The following is a 16,220-nucleotide window of genomic DNA, read 5'->3' as shown; positions in this document are numbered from 1 at the left end:
TCAACCCGTTATCGTGATCATCCGCCTTAGTGCCGCGGATGGGAACTCATTCCAGTTCGCCTTCGCGTCAAGTCGATAGGCGGCGACCCGAGCAAGATCGAAAGGCTCGCGGGCGAAATTGGGCACCACCAGCGACAGACACCCAACTGTGGTAGCGACCGCGTAGGCGTCGTCGGTCGTCGAATGGTAGGCTCGGCCCGGATGGCTATGGATCTGGGCGAAGAGTTTAAGGTTGCTCTTGTAGAGCCAGACATTGAGCCGGTGTAGTTCTTCGGCCGGAACTATCACGCAAACGCCGTCACCCGTACGAATGTGACGCTGTGCTGGGATAACGGTCTCTGTTACGCCAAAGTGTTGGTCTTGCTGAACGCCGACCCAGAGCGCCATCCCCTCATGGCCCTGTCGCCCAACTGAGCGCAGGTGCGCCTGGACACTTGAAAGACAGTCTCGGGGAAGAGCGACTGTCCCGACATCCTTGAGCTCGGTCATTCTGGAATGGTGGGTAGGGGTGCTATCATGGCTCCCACTGAGATTTGGAACTGATACTGAAGCTGCTCCACGGGACCGGTCCCGTACTTGATGATCTTGTCCAGGATGAAGGCCAAACAGCCCTCGCCAGAAGCCCGATGGAGAAGCCATGAATCACCTGAATGGGCTGGATTGTCGTGGTATTCCCGGACGCCTGCCATGCACAGGAATGGCGTGTGTTCCGCACTGTTGGCCTGGATGAAGTCCGACAGCGACGGAGCGTTCTGCTGCATGAGGACCAAAATCATATCCGGTGGGGTTCCGGGTAGATGCGGTCGTCTCAGCATCCTGAGCAGCAAATCTTTCCGGGCAATCGGCCGGCGTATAAAGGGGTCTACGAAGACCACCGACGGAGGTCGGAGGTCGTAATTGGAGAAGTCGATCTCGACAGCTGCACCGATTATCTGTGGCTTTATCTTCGGCGGTACGAAGATGAAGAAGGCCGTCGGGAAGCTCGCCTCGATCAGGAAACAACCCTGAGCCCGGTAAATACCTGCTTGTGTTTGGAACCAGCCGATCTGCCGATCGAACTTCGCTCGGGACACCTCCGGGTCCACAGTTTGGAGTTCAGGCACCTGCGACGCCCGCCTTCAGGCTGAGGAACAGGGTCACAGTGGTCGCGAAACCGAAATCGCCAACTTTTTTGTCGACGTCGAGCAAGGTGCCGGCCTCGTCCTTGAATTCCCAATTCTCGGCCGGCTGGGCGACGTTCTGCGTGTTTTCAAGCGCTTTGGTGCGGACGACGTGAAGCGGCTGGTTGGGATTGGCTTCGACCTGTGTGGGCTGGCCGTTCACCACCACCGTGATCTCGATCTTCCCGGGGCCGCCGCCGTGATTTTCGCCCTTGCCCGAATCCTCCGACATTGTCCTACTCCTGTGGCTTACCAACGGGCCCCAAGCCGCCAGTGCAGACCTGCTGGTGAGCGGGCTGGCGGTCCTCAATCGTCCACTCGGCGCCACGGACCGCGAGTACGCGAAAGACAGGGGATAACATCGAATCGATGCTGTCTCCTTTTTATGGGGACTTGTGGGGCAAGTAAACGGCCGAAACTGCTCTTCGCAACTATAATCGATTAGAGCATTGGCAAAATACCGGCCACCATCTATTCATGAACGCGCCGCAGCTTGCTCATTCCACTGGCCGCGTGCAACTCGGGCACTCGGTGATTCAGTTGGTAACATGCAAAATGGACCCACGCCGCAATATCCAACGTCGAAGTCGGCAATACCCCCGCAAGTTGTCCCTGCTCGTTTGGAATAACGCGCCTGGGTTGGGCCTCGCCCTCCCGCATGGATGCGGCACGCTCGTCGCCATCGCAACAACGCAAGTGGGTGCCCTGGGTGAATAAGGTTCCCCTCTTGCCGGCACACGAACGCTCCGCGCTGTTCGGCGAAACGGGCGCGATCCGCGGCGTTGCCAATACGATCGTAGAGAAGGACTTCTGGGTCTGCGGGACTTTGAGACGACTCTTCGAGGTGCCAAGGAGGACGCCCACCTTGCTCTTCAAAGGCGGAACGTCCTTATCCAAAGCTTACGGCGCGATCCGCAGATTCTCAGAGGACATAGATCTGTGGTTCGACCGCGCCGAGCTCGGCTATATCGGCGATCGTGATCCGAGCGGGACGGGATCAGCAGAACAGGCCGGCAGGCTTGTCGAGGAGCTCGTCGGGGACGTCGAAATGCACGTTGCAGAGAAGCTGCTGCCGGCGCTGCGCGCAGCAATGATCTACAGACGATCAACTTTCATTATCCGACCGCGCCGGCCGCGGAAGAGTACGAAGGCATGGCCGACACCACTTCGGGGGTTCAGCTCGAGTTCGGCGCCCGTGGCGACCCATGGCATACCGACAGAAGACGACCCGTTCCTATGCGGCGGAAGATTTTCCAGATTTCTTCGAGAATCCGGATTCCACAGTTACCGTGTTGTCGGTTCGGCGGACTTTATGGGAAAGATAACCGCCCTCCATGCCGAGACGCACAGGCCCGAGGAAACGCCGACGCCGCAATATCTCTCGCGGCATTACTACGACATAGCGATTCTGCTCGACACCGAAGATGGGAAGGGTGCGGCCTTGGACTTTGAGCTGCTCGAACAGGTAGCCAAGCACAAGGCGGTCTTTTTCCGCTCTAGCTGGGCGAGCCACGTACGGGGGTGGTCCGGGACGCTTCAGCTCGTGCCTTCCGAAATGCGAGTGCGGACCTGCGCTCCGACCACCGTGGCATGCCGCCGATGATGTTCGATCAAAAGCCACTGTCATTCGACAAAGTCGTTTCGCGTCTCCGGGAATGAAACCATCAATGCCTCGTCGCCCATTCTGCAGAAGCCGGGCGAGTAATTCAAGTCTGAGAAGCGTACGGCCGAATACAGGGCCTGTTGTTCCAATCTGGGCAATCGGCCGGCACTGGCGGTGGCGTTGTCGCGACAGGAACAGTTCTCGATCTTTTTACTTCGCCAACCACTGCTTTGCGCCTCAACTCGGTCGCAGAGATCATCATCGACCTCGCCTGAAAGGGGACTTACCTTGGCGGCTACATGTCCCCTGTGCGCCAAACTCGGTCATAGGACGCCAACAGACACCTGCCGGCGCGCTTCCTCCTTTTCGATCGAGGCACCGACTGCGCTAGTTGGATCTGCAATGCATTGCTAGGTCACCGAACGATGTTGTTTGAACACCGAGAATGTGCAAGTAAAACTCGCCTTAAGGAGGCTTGGCCGTTCAAAGCTGGGTGAAAGATCGTGGTGTTCAAGCTCGCGGTTATTGGCAGTTTCCGTCGTCCGAACTATCCAAAAGTCAGGTCAACAATCGAGGTATTCCGGCTTGCGGGCCTTGATGTCACTTCTCCATCCGGAAGCGAAATTATAGGCGGGGAAGAGTTCGTCCGATTCGAGAGCGACCCCCTGGATCAATCCGATGCTCAGATACAGACGGAAACCCTTGAACGAATATTCTCGGCAGATGCTGTCTACGTGATTACCGGCCCGAACGGATATGTCGGCAAAACGACATGCTACGAGATCGGACGAGTGATCCAGCGGCGGCAGCCAGTGTTTTTCGACGATTTCCCCGACGATCTTCCTGTACACATCCCGCCGGCGTATGTGGTGTCGCCGGCAGAATTCGTGATACGCTACTCGGAATTCAGCGAGCGCCCCACTTGGCTATACGAGTCAGGTCAAGGAGATGTTTTCGATGGCGAACGCCGCCTCATCGGGTATGCCGTGGACCAGAAAGAATGATAATTCGTTCAGACGGCGCTTCGTCGTGTGCGGGAGTATGGCGTTCGCCCATAAGATGGACGAAATTTGTTCTCGACTTGCCGAGCACGATGTCCTGGCCGTTGCACCGGACGACGTCGATGCCGGAGCCGACTTCAGCGAGCAGAAGAGCTATCAGAGATTCAAGAAAGAGGTCTCCAAGAGACACATCAAAAAGGTGCGCGATCCCAGGACGATCGGTATTGTTGTCGCAAACTTCGAAAAGCACGGCACGCGTAGCTACATCGGCGCAAATACGTTTGCCGAGATCGCGATCGCTTTTGCCGACAATAAGGCTATCTTTCTGCTTGACGGCATCCCCAGAAATTTTTCCGACGAGCTGTCAGCATGGGGCGTACACGACCTTAGGGGAAGTCTTGATCCGCTGATTTTCAGGTATCGCGATCTATGTCGAAAGGACCTAAACCAGCTCAGACTTCCCTGTTTCTGAAACCGGCGTCGATCCATCCTCGCGTATTCTTTCTCCACTTTTTCGACATCCACTTCCTCGAAGAACGGGGCGAATATGCACGGAGTCGTGGCGCGCTACAGGAAATGGAGTTGGCGGTCAGGTTCGCCGTCATCCTCGGATCACGCATACTTGTGCCAGCGGCATCCTATCAGGAGTCCGACATCGCGGGACGATTGCTAAAGCCGTTCCTGCGCGGTGATACGGCTTCCCTTTTCAAGCTTCTTGGAGGCGGAAGCTCGCTTGAGGAGTTCCGCCTCGACAAGCTGGAGCAGTACCGCCGCGGTTCGGCACAGCACAGGGTGTATTCAAAACCGTCGAGACAGAATGTGGGTTGGGAGCGACGCAAGCGTAGCGCCACTCATGACATCACATCCGACTGGCTGTTGGAAGCGAACAACGAAGGGCTCTACGCCCGCTTCCACGCACTGAAAGCGGATGCAACCTCCGACCTGGAATTCGAGCGTGCTTGGCGTGATGTTCCCGAGCGTCTTGGAAAGGATGCCTTCGTCGTTCCTCACGTGACGGGTCTTCTACCGATCAAAGCCGGCAACATGGCTGCCGAGAACGCGCTTCACAACCTTGTAAATCGCTACTATTTCGGCAGCTATGCCAAGGATTATCAAGCTTCGGCCGTCTTCCAGAATATGGGAATATCAACGGGGGAGGTCATTCCGTCTGCAAAGCCCAGAGACGATATTGATTTTGCGGCGTTGTTGAAACAATGCCGATCGCGCGGAATTCTTGCTGAGATAAGAGATTGCCCTATCGAAAAACTGGAAACGATGGCATTTCATCCATCATTCGAGGAAGCATTCCGATTTTCACAGACAGACGGATATGCATCTATGACTGAAATCCAAAAAACCTTAAGATATAAGGTCGACTTGGCTATCTTGACCGCGCTTCCTAAGGAGCGCGAAGCCGTGGAAGTGGTCTTCGGAAAAGGCCGCGACAAGCAGTTTGATAATGACCCGCATGTTTACAAACTCATAAACTACGAGATCGACGGAATGGTCAAGGAGATAGCCGTGGCCGTTCTAGCCGAGATGGGAAATACACTGTCGGGGGTGACATCTACCGATTTTATGCGGTCGATCGACGCCACTCACACTATCATGGTTGGCATCGCGGGCGGTTGTCCGCTTCCGACCAATGCCCAAGAAGACATCAGGCTAGGCGACGTCGTCATCGGGCAGAGCATCATGGAAATCGACTTCTTGAAGCGGAAGCCGGACGGCAGCATCGAATACAGAGACTCGCCGCAGAAGGTGTCGTATTCGCTGACGCAGATGGTCCGTAACTTGCAGTCCCACCTGAAAGGATTCGACACCGGATGGGTGTCTTACCGGAATGAGGCCTTCAAAGCCTACGGCCTATCGACTGATGCATTGCCCCCCGACGTACTCTTAGGCGCAGACGGAGAACCAGTCGTGCGGTTATCTGACCCGCGTCGATTGATGTCGCCCACGGTCGTCCATTTCGGACGAGTCGGTGCAGGTGATACCCTTCTAAAAGACCCAGTGGTCCGGGACGAGCTGCGCGCTAAGTACGGCATTCTGGCCGTGGAAATGGAAAGTGCGGGCCTGCGCGATGCAGGCTGGTCGCGATCCCAAGAGATTGGCGTCGTCCGTGGGATCGTCGATTACTGTGATGGCCACAAGAACGACGATTGGCATATCATCGGTGCTCTGACCGCCGCGGCGGTGACAAGGCTGCTATTCGAAAAGATGATTGCAGCGGTGAAATAAGAGCTCATGTCCACAATGGGTTGATGGCCGCTTTTGTATGTTGGGATCGGAAGCTGTCAGACCGCTATCGGCTCCAAAGCGGTCGTTGGATAGTTCTACAAATCGCAAATGACTGAGGTTCCTGGAAGCCTTTTGAACTTTCTGGGTAGCGCCTCAGTCGGAATTGCGGGCCTTATGGACAAGGTGGGGCACTAGATTCGGCAGTTGATTGGGTTACATGTGGTGTTAGCGGCCGATGATTTGTGCCCAGCCATTGCGCTTGGGCTTGGCTCATACCCTAGAGCGGACGCGTGTCTCCGCCTCGAGAAAATTGCACCGATCAAGCTTTCCTGGCGGAAGTTGTCTACGACCTTCAGCCGATCTTTACCGTAGAACTGCGCAGGCGCACGGACGTTCCGTGCCACGGCGAGGTGTGCAACCCGCTCAACTCGTGATTGGAGGACAGCGTCACACGCACTTTTTGCGGTCGGTTGCCTCGACACCGAGCGGGAACGCCTGGCCGTCCTTCAGGAAGTATTCCCGGCGACAAGTTGGCCTACTTGTTAACTTCACCGATCGCACGACATGGAAGTAATTAAAGAACGGTGTTAGAGACGCCACGACGATCGCGATCGTCGCGGTGACGGCACTGTAGGGAATCTGGCTAAGCCTTAATCGCAACTTCTCAAGCATAGTCGTAATGTCCCATCTCGGCGCTGGAGCTTGACGGTTCGCCCAGAGCAAGCGAGCGTGAAGTTAGCGCCATCGCCACTGGTGAGAACCGGGGCAGGTGAAAGCGGCCACCGCATTCGAACATCGCGCACGCTAGTGCAAACGACCAATTTGGGGTCCGAAGCCGAGCGGCAGCTATCCCCTCCACGCCCACGGCAACGAGCCAGCGTCACGATTGCATGCGAGCGATTCGGACGATTTCGTCGCCATTCGGCTTGCCGAATTGATCTGCTTGGCGCAGCACCTCCGAAAATCGGATCGTGTTGCCGAGGCGCTCCTCGAGCGTGGAGATTGCGACCATCCTGCGCCGCCACTCGCGGGTCGGCTCGAACTCGAAGGCAGACGGTTCCATCGCTTCCTCAACAGCCGGTGTTTCTAGGCGGAGATCGCTAAGATCCTGATCTAGGACAAAGGCGAAGGTCTGCAACGATCCCGCCTTGGCGGCGACAACAACCTTCCAGTAGCTCCTGGGAATTTTGACCCGAAGCGGACCGTCCTCACCCACGCCATGGAACTCGCGGTCCGTCTGCTGAAAGATCGGCCCGGCGAAGACGCAATAGGTTTCCACCTTGGCCTGCATCAGCACGAAGTTTTCGAGATCTCCCCAATTGTCGACCCCTCGTGCCGATTGATTGTAACCTGACACCTGAGGCGAGCAGTTGGTTGTGTGGTAGGTATCGCCGTTGGCCCGCTGGATCTGAGCGAAGGATGTGCCGAAGCAAACATCGTCGCGCCGCACGACGTGGCCTTTGTCGAACGCGCCTCGATCGTTGCTGTAGAATTTGTCGGGCAGTTGATGCGAGCTTGGAATTCGGGCTTCCGTGACCCATTCCTCTATATTGTTCGGACCAAGTCCGGTCAGCCCCTTGCGCGAATAGTCACGTCCCGGTTCGGGACGGCGGCTTGCCTGACGACCATCTACGTTTGAGGCGGTGAACAGCGCGAGGCGGCGCGACTTGTGCATGACGATGGAGAAATGCTCGTAGGGGATTGCCTGGCGACCATCGGCCATAGTCGAAACGGTAGTGGGATCCGCTACTGTGGGAAGTGGGACAAAAAAATTAGGTCCGAGAAACGCCGGATCATAGCCGGCTCGGGATGCGTAGTTGCGGTCGACGATCGGCTGCTTGGGCGTGAGCCGCTCGAGGAGGTCTGTCCGGGCACTTGTCGCCGGAGCAACCGGCCGCGCCTGCACCGCGTCGGGAGTTCCCAGCCTGACGGAAATAGTGAGAGGCACGTTGAAGACGATTTCGCCGGCTATCGTGCTCTGAGCCGGCGAAGCGGCTCGCGAAGCATTCGGTTCGTCAAGTGCGCTGGACGTGCTTGATGTCATTGGTTGGGAGTCTCCTGGCGAATTCAAGATCGCGGCCGGGCTCGGCTGGGTCTCCGGCGCCAAAATCGGAGGCGTCAACAGTTGGTCGAGCAAAGCCTGTTGTTGCGGCGACAGGCTGGTGAGACTGCGGAGCCGGGCGATGATACTGCTGATTCTGGCACCTTCGTTGGCGATCCATTTTACCGCGGCTTCGCCCATGTCGGGCGTCCATATCCGATCATCGCGGCTGAGAATTCGGCCATTGGCATCCCGGGCTGCCACGCCGGAATGATGAAGTGCGATCATTTCCCACTGATTGTTGAACACCGGCGACCCCGAGGAGCCAGGCAGGGTGTCCGTCCGATAATGAAGGAAATTCTCGAGCCGATCAATCAGTTCGTTTTGCTGAAGCGCGATCTGTTTTGGACGCCCGTCAGGATGCTGGACGATGTTGACGGATTCGCCTAGCACCACCTTGCCGAGCTCTTCAGTGAGGCGATTGAAGCCGAAATCACCAATTGAGGACCGGCCATCCTGCGATCGCTCGGTAACGGCGACGATGGTGAAGTCGAGATCGGGATCCGTGTAAAAGAACATGCTAGGCTCGAGCCTGAAGACGCTGAGGGGGAGCGGCCGTCCGTCCTCCCCGGTTTCATAGTCAAACTCTACCTCGGAGAACTGCGCCGCGAGAATGTCAGGAAACACGTGATTGTTGGTCATCACCAGCCGCGGCGATACCAGCGAAGCCGTGCCGAATCCCAGCGTCGCGCCCGCCGGACCGCGGACGACGACGCGCGCGACCGTGCGAGAGACCTTGGTGCCAATTTTCAGGAATGCGGTACCCAGCAGATTGTCACCGCCGATGATCCGCTCGAGAACAATTGGATCGACTGTGCCTAGCGTTTCGAGCTGATTTCCGCCGGGCCCACTCGCCAGGATATCGCGGACGCCGGGCTGTGATAGCACGCGCTGGCTCCGCAACGCGATCCTGTCTTGGTCATCGACCTCTAGCAGGCTTCCCTTCCGCTCCTTGGCCTTGTCTATCTTTTCGATGTGAGCGGTTCGTTCCGCCGTGCGCTCAGCAAAGCGCTGCTCCGTGGCAGCGAGAACCGCCTCCGGCAACGCCAGGCTTCGTGCGGTCGGACGGAGCGAGGGCTCCGCAGCACCCTGGGTCTCGAGCGGCATGGTTGGCGTATTTCCTCTCGCCTGGCGTGGGTTCGGCATAATCGCAGCGCCGTTCGGGTCGAGGCGCAGGGTAAGCAGGCCCAAGCCGGGTTCACCGCCGCGAAAGTCACGAACCACCTCGCTGCCCGGCCTGTTTGGCGAAACGCCGGTGTAGCTGAGCAGCTGCCGATTATTGCTCGAATATTCGCAGAACTTGCGCAGCAATGCGGTCAGGCCGCGAGCTCGCTGCAATGCGTCCCGACTGAGCGAGCTTTCGAGCGTTCGCAGATAAAGGTCGAGCCGATCCATCACGTATCCGAGGCCTTCGGTGAACATCGGCAGCCCACGCCCGGAAAGAAGCAAGAAAGCGTCGAGGGCCTCGTCGTGCCTTCCCAGCCGTGCGAGATGCTCTCCGCGGACCACCGCCCCATCCGGCAGCCATTCGAATCGGTTTGAAAGATTCTTGGTCCAGCTGTCCGGCAGCCGGTCCAACTTATTGAATCGGAGCAGAGTATAGCCGCCGACGACCGCAGCGACCGGATCTTCGAATTTCTCCGAAAGCAGGTGGTGGGCGGTTAAAGTCTGACCATCGCCAAGGCTGGTCTCAACCTGCCTGAGCTCTCCCATCGCGCGATAACGAAGCAGCGAGTTGGCGGCAGCACTGTCGAGATGAACATCGATCGAGATCACGTCCACATCCGACGTCGGATTCAGCGGTGCCGCAAGTCTCGAAATCTCGACTAGGCAGCCATGTTCGGTAGAAACCGGAAGGGCGATATTCAGTGGCGGCCGGCCGGCCTCGATGACCTGCAGCGTGCATGGGGAGTCGTTGCCATTGATCGCGATCCGGATGCTCCGATCTGCGACGCTCGCTATCCATGGCGTGTTGTCGACCACCAGGCTCGATTTGAAAGAGAGTGGGTTGCCGCGGAAGAAAGCGAGCTGAACGTCAAGCGGTCCGGCAGCGGCCTGCACTTCCGCTTGCGAAGCGATGGCCGGCGCCGTGGCCGGTCCCGCCGGCCCCATGACTTCGAGGGCGGCAAGGCGGCCCGCGGCGCGCGTTGGTGGCGGCATGCCTGACTGCAATGCGGCGAATTCGGCAAGCAGCAAGACGCTCTCCGACTCCCCCAGTGCGGCCATGGTGAAGCCGCTCGGGGCCGCGCCCAGCATCTCGAGGCCGCCCTGCCGGGCGCCGGAGCGAGCGTCGCGGGGTGCGGATTCGAACGTACTGGCGCCAGTGCCCGTCGTAGCCGCGAACGCGCTGGCCGGATCCTGCGACAGCGGCACGGGCGATCTCCAGCCCGCTTGGTCAACCGGCGGCGCTGAGCTAAGCGCAGTCCTGACCGGTAGGCCCATATACTCGGTTCTCTCGTCCGTCTCCCTAGCCGAGCGCTGCGACTCGCGGACGGAAAGCTGTACCTCGACAGGTAAGGACGAGGGATTCTTCGGGATCTTTACCGCTTGAGACAGATTCTGGCCGCCCGGCAGGGAGGCCACAACATAATATTGACCGGGCGGCAGCTCACCAACGGTTTGCAAGCTTGTGGTCCTGGCCATGACCGTGGAATCGAGCGCTCTGACCTCCAGCGGGATTTCCAGGTCCTTCAACTCGTTCGACCGGAAATCCGTGGTGAATTTGAGCGAGCCGGTCTTTCGACTCGGCCGCCCTCGGCGCGAGGTGGGTGATGTCGGTCGCGCGGCGCTCATGACAGCCTCACCTTCGTCCGGCAACGCAGAGGCTCGACCGTGTGAGTGAATTGGTCGGCTTCACGCAGCCCGTCTATCTTCGGATTTACTACGGCACCGATCTCGTAGATTCCGGCGGGGACGTCCCTTCGGAAGGGATGAGAATCACGGTTCGACCTGAACTGGGCGAGGGCCGCTGCCGCGCCGCCCATCTTCAGTTCCACTGTGGTGCTGCCGAGCGCACGCTCTGGATCGACTTCAATCTGCAGTGGAACGGTCGGCGTACCGCTGATGTGGGTAAGTACGGCATCGTTGCCGCCACCATCCAGGGTCCAGCTCTGCTGACCGCCATATTCCCGGTTGACCTCATCGAGCACCATCGGCAGTCCTTGGGCGATCGACTGCGTGGAGACATACCAGTGGTTCGCCGCCCGGCCGTTAGCCATTCGATCGGGCGGGAAAGCGGCCCGACCCGCGAGACAACGGAGCAATGCTATGCTGAACAGGGTCTGCACCCGGGGAACCGCCTGCGCCTTACCGTCAGGTGGCGAGGCGAAGAAGATCGGCGCCCGGCGATCGTCAAGGCCGCTTGCATGAACTTGGAAGACATCTCCAGCACGCACATTCTCCAGCGAGAGGTTGGCCGGTGGCAGGTTCCGGCAGGCGTCGACGAAGTAGAATTGGGTCCGCGCGATGTCCGGATGTGCTAACGAGGGCGCCATTCCGTTGCGCAAGACGCTGCAATCCACGGAATGCAGCGACACCGGGCCGATGTCACCGAAGCTGTCGAGCAGCAAGGCCTGGTTATTGCGTGTGATCTGTATGCCATGGCCGGCAAAGTAGAACAGCGTGCTATGGTTTTTGTTGGTCGCGGCATCGTTCCGCCAGGCTTCGGCCGCAGCCCGGAACAGGGGCATAGAGCAATTGGGCGGGGCCAACGCAGCAATCCCAGGCGCACGTCCAGCACTGTCCGATCGTTCTTCAGCGGAGGGCGTCAGCAGCAGCCGACAGGTCGCGAGCGGCTGTTCGAGCAGGCCGTTCTGACTAGCGTTAATCAACCAGTAGAACATGAGGTAGGCAGTCAGTGAGGTCGACGACAACGGCACCATGCCAAGCCCGTTCGCGCTCGGCAGTTTCGGATAGGCGCTCACGCCCGCGATCAGCGCGTGCAGGCCCGGCTTGCCCTCAAGCTGCTTCCGGGCGTCATAGACCAGGAATGGTTCCGCAGGTGATCGCTCATGCGGAGGAACGATGCTCATACTCTTTGCTCCAGTTCCTTGGCGATAAGCGTGTAGAAGCTTGGCCGCTTGAGGTAAGCGCCATGTGCTTCAAGTGTGCTAGCTCCTGACTTGAACCTCAGGTCTTTGATGACGAAGCGAGGATCCGCACTCTCTAATACGGGCGCAATGAGGAAGCTCAGCACGTCGACCGGGTCGTAGACGTTGAGCCAGGTCTTCACTCGCCCGCCGAACGGCTTGACCTTCGCCGGCGGGCCGAGTGCCGGGTCGCTCGCCAGGAACAGCTTCATCTCCTCGAACTGGCCGACCTGACCGCCGACCGAGATCCAGGCATCGACTTCCAATGCAGGATCGAACGTCGTCAGCAGATCGTACAGAATGTTGCCGCCCATCGAATGGGTGATTAGAACCAGCGGCCCGCCGCTCTTACGTGCCTTGTGGATTTCATCAAGAACGAGCTTCGGGATAGGACCCGGAGATGCCCGATCTCCGCGATGCTGGAGATAAGCGAAAACGTCGCCGAGGAACCGCCCTATCTGGGCGTGGAGCCGCGCCCGATAGGCATCAAGCGTGCCAGCCGAAAGTGCTCTTCCCGCTTTCGACTTTGCGCGATCGAACAATTGCTGGATCCGGTCTTTCGCGCCGGTTAGCCAGGACGGGCCAAGTTCCTCAAGGTTGGCGCCCTCCCCGGCGTCGGCGGGTTTGGCTGCAAGGCTGGCACGTTTGGTGAAGCGTTCAGCGAGGCGGTCGCGAAGAAGGTCAAGTGCGGCGTTGCCGGAAGGCGCCGCTTGCACTTCAGCCACAACGGCTGAGTCCGCTGCAATTTCCTGCGCTGCGGCAAGCAGCATCCCTTCAAGCGCACCGTGCGCTTCGGCGTCCAGCGTGGGTCCGCGATCGACCAGAGGTTCTTCCGAATAGATAAGCGGCGCCAACACCGCCTCGAGAAGCGCCTGCACATCGCGTCGCGCGGCCGCTGCGATCGGATCGGCCGCACCGAGAGCCTCAAGTTCGCTAGCCGTCCCACGTTGCTCCTTCAGCAGCATCGTCAATTCCAGGTCGGACTGGAAATTGCTTTGCGCCGTCCCGAGGTCCTCCAGGAGGCTGACGTTCGGCACCGTCGCCTGCCCCCAGGCGTGGGTAACGCCCAGTCCGCCCCAATACGGGTTGATGATTTTCAGCCCGCCATAACGCGGATTTCGCTGTGCCAAGGGTTTTAGGAGGAGGCTCCGGATCAGCTCGTCGCGTGCGGCCACGTCGCGGTCGTAGCTTGGGTCGTCTTTGCGAACATTCACGCCGTGGATGAAGCATACTGGCATCACATCCCCCGCAGAAAATGAAACCTTCCGCTCAGTAGTCACGCTATGCCGGAGCGGCCAATATTATTGTGAAGTCTGGCTCAAACAACAAGTTGTTAGCGCTATACACGAAATCAGGCTATATGTAGCGGATGAAGCCCGATCATGCAACTCGCATCAGTTCGCGGCGTTTCTTCACGCGAAAGAAACTCTAGCGCCGAGCCGGCGATCATCCCCGTCGTCCGGGGTGCAGCATCACTAACGGAGAAACGCGACCCGGCGCTCTGCGTCGTTCCGGCTGTCAGAGACGGGCGATCTGATCTACATACTACGGCCCCCATCGCACCTAGTCCGCTGATCTCGCCGGCTAACCTTCTGGTACACGTCAAACTTGAGAGACGTTGGACGAATCGGCACTACGCGTCAGGCCATCCGAGCATGTCCTCTTCACAGGCGCGGTTGATGCAAGCGGCCCATCAACTTTCGGCCCGATGTTTCCAGTCTGCAATGCGCCTCAACTCGGTCGTTCGAGTGCGGCAGCATGGTTTCTGAAACCTGCCATTCGCCGAGTCAATTCGATACGCGGGCGTCCGGGGCCTTGTATTACTCTAGGGTCGCGCTAAGGCTCGTTGGCACAGCTTGGCCCCACAATTTTGTGAAGAATAGTGAAGTAATCACTTCCCTTGCCGGCAAAGCCGCGTAAGCTCACAAAACAATCGAGCCGAATTATGGGGAGTGGGCGGCTTTTGATGAGGGCACGTTTTCAGTCCGAAGCCGATCCGGCTTCGGCATTTTTCAACATGATGCCAATTGACGCTGTAGCGCCATGACAGCGGAAATCGCCATCCTAAATAAATCCGCAGTGGCCTTGGCCGCTGATAGCGCTGTCACGATTTCGGCGGGTGATGTCGAGGAAAAAACCTACGATTCCGCCGAAAAGCTCTTCGATTTGTCCCATCGGGACCCTATCGGGGTCATGATTTACAACGGCATGCAGTTCATGCAGGCGCCGTTACAGATTCTGATCAGCGACTATCGACGCGACTGCAAGTCCTTCCCGCGATTGCAAGATGCGGCACTGGATTTTTTGACATATCTCAACGCGTGGGGAAACGATGCCTCAGCGAAGGTCCAGACAGCCGCGGTCGAATCAATCCTCATGCCGTTGATCCGCCAGATCAACGAGCGCATCACGACAAGGCTTGAACGTCTGCTGAAGGACTTCAAGAAAAGCATGCATCTGGAGACCGAACTCAACAGAATTGTTGATCTCGTGCTGGCGACGTTCGAGCAGATCTACCGGCGCGTCAAGCCCGCCAGGTTCATCGGCGGTTCCGCTCCGAGGATTACAAAAGGTCGTGAAGCTCAAATCCGCGAGATCGTTGAACAGAACTTTATGCGTGCGGACGACCGGGGTTTTACAGATCGCGTCGTCGCTTTGACCAAGCGCGCGGTTCTGAGCGAGACCAGGACGGGCTCGCAAACGGGCATCGTCATCGCCGGGTTCGGGTCTAGGGACCTTTTTCCTTCACTGATCTCCTTCGAAATCGACGGCGTGGTGTTCGGAAAGTTGAAATACGCCCGGACCAACTTTGTCGACATCGATCGCGACGGCGAGCGGTCGCGTGTCCTGCCGTTTGCGCAGAGGGAAATGGTGGAACGGTTCCTGTACGGCCTTGATGAGGGTATCGAGAGACACATAACGACCTTCGTGAACAACACGATTTCAAGCATCTCGAAAGATATCATTGCTCAACTGGATATGCCCGAGGCGGAGCGGCGGCTACTGATCCGGCAAGCTGGCGAGGCCGAGACAGCCTTCAACAAAAGGTTGCGTGAGGAGGAATTTGAGGAAATCCGTTCACAATCCCGCAAGGAGATTGAGGACATGGTCGAATTCATGCCAAAGTCCGAGCTGGCCTCTATGGCGGAGGCCCTCGTTAACCTGACGTCATTGAAACGTCATGTCTCGCGTGGCATGCAGACCGTTGGTGGCCCGATCGATGTCGCGGTCATTTCGCGGGCCGACGGCTTCATATGGGTGAAGCGGAAACATTATTTCGAGCCCGAGTTGAACCTTCGATACGTGCACCGCGTTCGATCAAATCTGATGATGACAGAGAGCCGCGATGATGAAGCGTAATTCTGCATTCAAGCGTCTGATCAATCGTGAAGAGGAGAGGCAGGGCCTGGCACCTGAGCCTTTGCCGGAAAAGCTGGCCCGCAGCATTGCGGATACGCAAAAGGCGATTCGCGACGTCTTCAAAGGGTCCTCCAAGATACGGGCGACGCTTAAATCACATGGTTCTGGCAACCACAGAAGCTGAGTTCGCCCGGAAACAGGTCATCGTTTCGGAAACGGCGGCCCCAGCACTCTCAGGCGACCCGCCGAACATCGGGGGCGAAACCCCGCGTTGAGAAGCGCCCGCAATTGCAATTGCCGCAGCGTGGGCGCCCGCTTACTGCTCATCGTCCTTTATGACCGCGAACATCTGGCGCAGACGTGCCTTGGTCTTCGGCCGCTGCGCTCTGTACTCCCTGTAGAACGCCTGATCTGCAGCATCCTCCAATTCGACATCGTCGGTCAGGAAATAATCGGTGGTGACGCCGAGCGCCGTGGCGATCTTGCTGATTTTGTCGCCGGACGGTCGTGGCGGCTCCTTGTTCTCAAGCTCCCAGATATAGCTCTTGCTGGAGTCAGCGAGCTCCGCAAGCCTGTCCAGCGTGTAGCCCTTATCTTTGCGCAGCGCGCGAATCTTGTTGCCGAGCGGCGTGGTCACGATTGCCTCTTTCTGTCGTTTTCCTCTGT

Annotated in this window: 14 protein-coding genes; 6 read left to right on the top strand and 8 right to left on the bottom strand. The window is 58.4% G+C overall.

Annotated elements, in window-relative coordinates:
- Genes NKI05_RS18485 through NKI05_RS18475 form a run of 3 tightly spaced genes read right to left on the bottom strand, consistent with a single transcriptional unit; the run spans position 1 to position 1,392 of the window.
- Positions 1-489, bottom strand: a complete 489-nt coding sequence (locus tag NKI05_RS18485) for a Mov34/MPN/PAD-1 family protein (RefSeq protein WP_023708034.1) — start codon at positions 487-489, stop codon at positions 1-3.
- Positions 486-1,103 (bottom strand): putative metal-binding protein, encoded by a 618-nt coding sequence (locus NKI05_RS18480; protein ID WP_352792831.1) that lies wholly within the window; start codon positions 1,101-1,103, stop codon positions 486-488. Before NKI05_RS18480 ends, NKI05_RS18485 begins: the two co-directional genes overlap by 4 nt.
- Positions 1,096-1,392, bottom strand: a complete 297-nt coding sequence (locus NKI05_RS18475; RefSeq protein WP_023708032.1) for a DUF2604 domain-containing protein — start codon at positions 1,390-1,392, stop codon at positions 1,096-1,098. The genes NKI05_RS18480 and NKI05_RS18475 overlap by 8 nt, the downstream gene beginning before the upstream one ends.
- Before the next feature lie 477 nt (positions 1,393-1,869).
- Here NKI05_RS18475 and NKI05_RS18470 point away from each other — a divergent pair, with 477 nt between their 5' ends.
- The 4 genes from NKI05_RS18470 (at position 1,870) to NKI05_RS18455 (ending at position 6,005) form a co-directional block, all read left to right on the top strand.
- A complete protein-coding gene (locus NKI05_RS18470) occupies positions 1,870-2,763 on the top strand; it encodes a nucleotidyl transferase AbiEii/AbiGii toxin family protein (protein WP_352792830.1) in 894 nt (297 codons plus the stop codon).
- Between the two features lie 503 nt (positions 2,764-3,266).
- Positions 3,267-3,767, top strand: coding sequence for a hypothetical protein (locus NKI05_RS18465; RefSeq protein WP_023708031.1), 501 nt, complete (start codon positions 3,267-3,269; stop codon positions 3,765-3,767).
- Positions 3,721-4,236: a hypothetical protein gene (locus tag NKI05_RS18460; protein ID WP_156932383.1), complete on the top strand. Its 516-nt coding sequence runs from the start codon at positions 3,721-3,723 to the stop codon at positions 4,234-4,236. Before NKI05_RS18465 ends, NKI05_RS18460 begins: the two co-directional genes overlap by 47 nt.
- A complete protein-coding gene (locus NKI05_RS18455; protein WP_352792827.1) occupies positions 4,194-6,005 on the top strand; it encodes a 5'-methylthioadenosine/S-adenosylhomocysteine nucleosidase family protein in 1,812 nt (603 codons plus the stop codon). The genes NKI05_RS18460 and NKI05_RS18455 overlap by 43 nt, the downstream gene beginning before the upstream one ends.
- Before the next feature lie 447 nt (positions 6,006-6,452).
- Here the strand turns inward: NKI05_RS18455 and NKI05_RS18450 are convergent, their stop codons facing one another.
- The 4 genes from NKI05_RS18450 to NKI05_RS18435 form a co-directional block, all read right to left on the bottom strand.
- Positions 6,453-6,677 carry a hypothetical protein gene (locus tag NKI05_RS18450; RefSeq protein ID WP_023708028.1) on the bottom strand — a complete coding sequence of 75 codons (225 nt, stop codon included), beginning with the start codon at positions 6,675-6,677 and terminating at the stop codon, positions 6,453-6,455.
- Between the two features lie 208 nt (positions 6,678-6,885).
- Positions 6,886-10,899 carry a DNA/RNA non-specific endonuclease gene (locus tag NKI05_RS18445; RefSeq protein WP_352792826.1) on the bottom strand — a complete coding sequence of 1,338 codons (4,014 nt, stop codon included), beginning with the start codon at positions 10,897-10,899 and terminating at the stop codon, positions 6,886-6,888.
- Positions 10,896-12,137 (bottom strand): hypothetical protein, encoded by a 1,242-nt coding sequence (locus NKI05_RS18440; RefSeq protein ID WP_352792824.1) that lies wholly within the window; start codon positions 12,135-12,137, stop codon positions 10,896-10,898. Before NKI05_RS18440 ends, NKI05_RS18445 begins: the two co-directional genes overlap by 4 nt.
- Positions 12,134-13,432: a hypothetical protein gene (locus NKI05_RS18435; protein WP_023708025.1), complete on the bottom strand. Its 1,299-nt coding sequence runs from the start codon at positions 13,430-13,432 to the stop codon at positions 12,134-12,136. Before NKI05_RS18435 ends, NKI05_RS18440 begins: the two co-directional genes overlap by 4 nt.
- A gap of 805 nt (positions 13,433-14,237) precedes the next feature.
- Between NKI05_RS18435 and NKI05_RS18430 the strand changes: the two genes are divergently transcribed.
- Both NKI05_RS18430 and NKI05_RS18425 read left to right on the top strand, forming a co-directional pair.
- Positions 14,238-15,554 (top strand): hypothetical protein, encoded by a 1,317-nt coding sequence (locus NKI05_RS18430; protein ID WP_023708024.1) that lies wholly within the window; start codon positions 14,238-14,240, stop codon positions 15,552-15,554.
- Complete coding sequence (locus NKI05_RS18425; protein ID WP_156932381.1) at positions 15,541-15,738, top strand: hypothetical protein; 198 nt, start codon at positions 15,541-15,543, stop codon at positions 15,736-15,738. The genes NKI05_RS18430 and NKI05_RS18425 overlap by 14 nt, the downstream gene beginning before the upstream one ends.
- A 132-nt stretch (positions 15,739-15,870) precedes the next feature.
- Here the strand turns inward: NKI05_RS18425 and NKI05_RS18420 are convergent, their stop codons facing one another.
- On the bottom strand, positions 15,871-16,191 hold the full coding sequence (locus tag NKI05_RS18420; protein ID WP_023708023.1) for a helix-turn-helix domain-containing protein: 321 nt from the start codon (positions 16,189-16,191) through the stop codon (positions 15,871-15,873).
- Between the last annotated feature and the right edge of the window lie 29 nt (positions 16,192-16,220).

The organism is Mesorhizobium sp. M0771, from assembly GCF_040320155.1.
Lineage (GTDB): Bacteria > Pseudomonadota > Alphaproteobacteria > Rhizobiales > Rhizobiaceae > Mesorhizobium.
This window is presented reverse-complemented; position numbering and strand designations above follow the sequence as displayed.